This is a genomic window from Sulfuricurvum sp. MLSB, from assembly GCF_000747095.1.
Taxonomy (GTDB): Bacteria; Campylobacterota; Campylobacteria; order Campylobacterales; family Sulfurimonadaceae; genus Sulfuricurvum.
The window spans coordinates 1-4,892 of sequence record NZ_JQGL01000031.1 but is presented as its reverse complement, the minus strand read 5'-3'; the positions used below and the strand labels follow the sequence as shown (position 1 = coordinate 4,892).

General features: G+C 51.9%; 5 protein-coding genes and 1 tRNA gene. 1 reads left to right on the top strand and 5 read right to left on the bottom strand.

Annotation, left to right across the window (positions count from 1 at the left end; translation table 11 throughout):
• Position 1: 1 nt before the first annotated feature.
• The 3 genes from JU82_RS03505 to pyrF all read right to left on the bottom strand — a co-directional run bounded on the left by JU82_RS03505 (position 2) and on the right by pyrF (position 1,043).
• Positions 2 to 92 (bottom strand) — tRNA-Ser (locus JU82_RS03505).
• Between the two features lie 69 nt (positions 93 to 161).
• Positions 162 to 308, bottom strand: a complete 147-nt coding sequence (locus tag JU82_RS11685) for a hypothetical protein (protein WP_294892088.1) — start codon at positions 306 to 308, stop codon at positions 162 to 164.
• A 51-nt stretch (positions 309 to 359) separates the two neighbouring features.
• The gene (pyrF, locus tag JU82_RS03500) at positions 360 to 1,043 is read right to left on the bottom strand and encodes an orotidine-5'-phosphate decarboxylase (RefSeq protein WP_037946528.1); all 684 of its coding nucleotides are present in this window, start codon (positions 1,041 to 1,043) and stop codon (positions 360 to 362) included.
• A 181-nt stretch (positions 1,044 to 1,224) separates the two neighbouring features.
• Here pyrF and JU82_RS03495 point away from each other — a divergent pair, with 181 nt between their 5' ends.
• Positions 1,225 to 1,791 carry a YceI family protein gene (locus tag JU82_RS03495; protein WP_037946526.1) on the top strand — a complete coding sequence of 189 codons (567 nt, stop codon included), beginning with the start codon at positions 1,225 to 1,227 and terminating at the stop codon, positions 1,789 to 1,791.
• A 1-nt stretch (position 1,792) separates the two neighbouring features.
• On the opposite strand, the gene JU82_RS03490 is transcribed toward JU82_RS03495, so the two are convergent.
• Both JU82_RS03490 and JU82_RS03485 read right to left on the bottom strand, forming a co-directional pair.
• Positions 1,793 to 2,194, bottom strand: a complete 402-nt coding sequence (locus JU82_RS03490) for a hypothetical protein (RefSeq protein ID WP_037946522.1) — start codon at positions 2,192 to 2,194, stop codon at positions 1,793 to 1,795.
• Positions 2,195 to 2,196: 2 nt separating this feature from the next.
• Entirely contained in the window at positions 2,197 to 4,815 is a 2,619-nt protein-coding gene (locus JU82_RS03485; RefSeq protein WP_037946521.1) for a valine--tRNA ligase, read from the bottom strand.
• Positions 4,816 to 4,892: the final 77 nt, after the last annotated feature.

Sequence of the window (4,892 nt, the reverse complement as noted above, 5' to 3'; positions counted from 1 at the left end):
GTGGCGGACAGAGAGGGATTCGAACCCTCGGTACCGTTGCCAGTACGTCTCCTTAGCAGGGAGGTGGTTTCAGCCAACTCACCCATCTGTCCATCGGTTAAGAGGGCGTAATTATACGCAGGGGTAGATAACAAGCACCTTAAAGCGGTGCTTGTTACGGGTTAAATTGCCGGGGAGTTTTTAGGGTTTGCGAGGATCTGATCCAAAAGGGCTTGCAGTTGGGCGGCAAGCCCTTCATTCGATGCTTTGGCTTCGATGATTTTCTCTTTGAGTTTTACGACCAATTCGATTTTATCCATAAATTTCATGCGGACTCCTCGCAGTAATATTTACGAAATTAAAGCAAGGAGTATTCCAATTTATAATAATTTGAGGATATTTTCAATGACTTCGGCGGGGTTGGCGGCTTTGTAGATGGGGCGGCCGACGACGATAAAATCGACTTTTTCAGCGTGCGCGGTTTCGATGGTGGCGACACGTTCCTGATCTCCCGCGTCTTCGCCGAACGGACGGATGCCCGGGGTGAGGGTCACGAACGTGTCCGAGGTAAGCGATTTGATCGAGGCGCTCTCATACGCGCTGCAAACGACGCCATCCAGACCTGCTTCATGCGCATCCTGCGCAAACTGATCGGCTTTGCGTGCAATCGGTGTGCCGTAGACGTGTCCGAACTCGCCTTCTTCGAAAGAGGTGAGGGCGGTGACGGCGAGGACGAGAGGGCGGTTGTCGTAGGGTTCGAGGCGTTTCATCACTTCCCGCATCGCTTTGCGGCCTGCGGAAGCATGAACGTTGAACATATCGACACCCAGCGACATGATCGATTCGGCCGCATCGGCCATGGTATTGGGGATATCGTAGAGTTTGAGATCCAGAAAGATTTTGAACTCGGGATTGATCGTTTTGATCGCGTCGATGAAGGGCTTCCCGTCGCGAATGTACGAGCGCAGACCCACTTTGAGCCACACGGGATAGGCTTTGATCTTTTCGATAAGGGCTAAATTTTCTTCCATGCTGGGGAGATCGAGAGCGACGCACAGCTGCATATTTGACCTTTGGTTAAAATTGCGAAAGTATAGCCAAGAGTTGTTGTAAATGGGTTTAGCAGGGAGCTGCCGGGTTGGCTGTATATAGTCTTAAATTTATCGTCTGTTAGCATTGCATTAATAATTCATTGAGAAAAACACCTTACAATAATCGAATACTAACCCCCAAAAGGATCTCGATATGAATAAAAGTTTCTTCGTAACGGTTTTAGCAGGTTTATTGCTCGGTTCATCCGCGCTTTCGGCGGCTCTTTACAAAGTCGATGTGTCTCATTCGAACGTCGGTTTTAAAGTGAAACACATGATGATCAGTACCGTGACGGGAAAATTCGGGAACTTTAGCGGCAGCTACGAATTGGAAAAAGGTCAGTTCAAATCGTTGAAAGGGGATATCAAAGCGGCATCCATCGATACGGGGATCACCAAACGCGACGATCATCTTCGAAGCGCCGATTTTTTCGACGTTAACAAATTCGGGGATATTGCCTTCGCCATGACAAGCGCGACCAAAGAGAAGATGACGGGCAACCTGACAATTCGCGGCATTACGAAAAAAGTGACGCTGGATATCGACATGGGCGGTGTCGTGACCGATCCGTGGGGCAATCAGCGCTCCGGATTCGTATTGACGGGACAGATCAACCGCAAAGATTTCGGGCTGAACTGGAACAAGGCGATCGAAGCGGGCGGCGTGGTTGTCGGCGATGAAGTCAAGCTCATCGTTGAAGTCGAAGGAATCGAAGAATAAATTACAAGGTTTTGATAAAGCCGTCCCGTTTGGGGCGGAACCCTTCCAAATCCTCCAGCCTTATCCCCTGCTGTTTCCCCAAAAAGAGAATGCTTTTGCATTGATACATTTTGGCGTAATCGCCTAAAAAATCGATCATTTCGCGGCTGTAACGCTCGCATCCCTCGTGCGCGGCAAAATCGTCAACGACCAGATGGCGGCCGAGTTCGAAGTTTTCGCGGATCGATACTCCCGCATACACGCACAGCTCGCCGTGTTGGTACGCACCGATGGGGCGGTATTCGGCAGGATAGTGCGAAGCGATGAAATTATCAAATACCTCTACGCTCAGATCGACGCGCAGCGTGCTCAGCAGTGCGTATCCTTCGGCGAATTCGTTACTGCCGAGTTCTCTGAATTGCACCTTTAGCGCCCCAGAGAGCTGAGCTGTGCGTCAATTTTGGCCATTTTATCCTGAGCGTCCGCAAGTCCTTCGCGGTTTTGGACAATGACGGCTTCGGGAGCGTTGGCGACGAAACGCTCATTGGAGAGCATCCCGGAGAGTTTATCGGCCTCTTTTTGGAGTTTTTCACGCTGTTTTGTGAGGCGGTCGATGATAGGGGAAAGATCGATCGCATCGGTCGGAAGATAGACCTCTACATATTCTCCAATATCGCTCACCGCATTGTCGATTTTTGCCTCGGTAAAACGGAGCTCTTCGACTTTGGCCAGACGGGTGATGAACGGGGTCATCATCGCCTGATCGCCCGCGCATTTGACGTAAGCCAGCTCGATTTTTTGGTTTCCGAGGTCGATCAGGGTTTTGGCCCGGCGGATCGTGACGATCGCGTCCATGATCGTCGCGAATTCGTTCTCGATCGCTTCGTCTACCGTCGTGTTTTCCGGGTATTCCATTACCATGATCGAACCGTTCTCTTCGAGCGTCGTGCCGGAAAGCTCGTGATAGAGGTATTCGGTGATAAACGGCATAAACGGATGGAGCAGTTTCATCGACTCTTTGTAGATGCTTCCAAGCTCGCCGATGCTCTCTTTGCTGGCTTTGGAGAGTTCGATTCCCCAGTCGCAGAATTCGTTCCACAAGAAGCGGTAAAGCACCGTCGCCGCATCGTTAAAGCGGTATTCGTCCAAAAAGGCTCTCGTCTCGGCGGTAGCACGTCGGAAACGGCTCAGCATATAGCGTCCCAAAGGGGTAGTAATCTCTTGTTCTTCCAGATCTTTGAAAGTGGCCACATTCATTTGGAGGAATTTGGAGGCGTTGAAGAGTTTGTTGGTAAAGTTGCGGCTTTGCTCCAGACGGTCGTTGCTGAGGCGGATATCACGCCCCTGAACGGCGAGAACGGCGAGGGTGAAGCGTAGTGCGTCGGCACTGTATTTTTCGACCATGTCGAGCGGGTCGATGACGTTTCCTTTGGACTTGGACATTTTTTGACCGTGTTCATCGCGCACTAACGCATGAAGGTAGATGTGTTTAAACGGCAGCTCACCCGTGAAACTTTCCCCCATCATCATCATCCGTGCAACCCAGAAGAAAAGGATGTCAAATCCGGTGATCAGAAGGGTGTTGGGGTAAAAACGCGCCATGTCGTTGCTTTGGAACAGCGTATCCGCTGCCGTATCCCCGTTCCCCCATCCCAGCGTTGAAAACGGCCAGAGTGCCGAGCTGAACCACGTATCGAGGACGTCAGGATCTTGCGCAAAGTTTTTTCCGGCACAATGAGGGCAAGACGTCGGTTCGTCTTCGAGGCTGGCCCATTCATGGCCGCAATCGTCGCAGTAAAAGACCGGAATGCGGTGCCCCCACCACAGTTGGCGGGAGATACACCAATCGCGCAGGTCGTTCATCCATGCGTTGTAGCTGTTGATCCAATGGGGAGGGAAGAACTGCGCCAATCCGGCATTCATTTTGTCGATGGAGCCGCGAGCGACCTCTTTGCGAACGAACCATTGTTTGGAGATATAAGGTTCGACGATGTTTTTACAGCGGTAGCAGTGTCCGACCTGATGGGTGTGCTCTTCGATTTTTTCGACGAATCCTTCTTCTTCGAGCCGTTTGACGATCACTGCGCGCGCTTCGAGCCGTTCCAATCCCTCGAACTCGCCGGCGTGGTGGTTCAAAATCCCTTTTTCGTCGAATACGGTGATGAATTCGAGGTCGTGACGTTTGCCCACCTCGTAGTCGTTCGTATCGTGAGCCGGAGTGACTTTGACGACGCCGGTTCCGAATTCACGGTCGACATGGCTGTCGGCGATGATTTTGATGTCGCGGTTGATGAGGGGGAGGGTGATGCTTTTGCCGATGAGGTGCAGATAGCGTTCGTCATCGGGGTGGACCATGACCGCGGTATCGCCGAAATAGGTTTCGGGACGGGTCGTCGCTACCGTGATGTGGCCGCTGCCATCAGAGAACGGGTAGCGGATGTGGTAGAAATTCCCCTGATGTTCTTCGTGCTCGACTTCGATGTCGCTGAGCGCTCCGTCATGCGTACACCAGTTGACCATGTAGTTTCCGCGCACGATCAGGTTTTGGTTGTAGAGGTGGACGAACGCCTCTTTGACCGATTGCTTGAGCCCTTCGTCCATCGTAAAGCGTTCGCGGCTCCATGCGGGAGAGACGCCGATTTTGCGCATTTGCCCTACAATCGTTCCGCCGCTGTGCTCTTTCCATTTCCAGACCCGTTCCAAAAAGGCGTCGCGTCCGAGTTCTTCTTTGGTTTTCCCCTCGGCCAGAAGCTGCTTTTCGACGACGTTTTGCGTCGCGATCCCCGCATGATCCGTTCCCGGCTGCCAAAGAGCGGCGTAGCCGTCCATCCGTTTGTAGCGGGTAATGATGTCGATGAGAGTGTGGTTCAGCGCGTGGCCGATGTGGAGTGATCCCGTGACGTTCGGAGGGGGGAGCATGATCGCAAAATGTTTGTTCGGTTTTTGGATCGGCAGGTTCCCCTCGACCTCAAAATACCCCCGCTTTTCCCAGATGGGGTAGTACGTCGATTCAATGTTTTTAGGATCGTAATGGGTAGCGGACATAAATAGCCTTCATGGAAAATATTCGCGAATTATACCAAAACTCGTGCTAAAACATGGGAACGGGATTTGCTTTATTT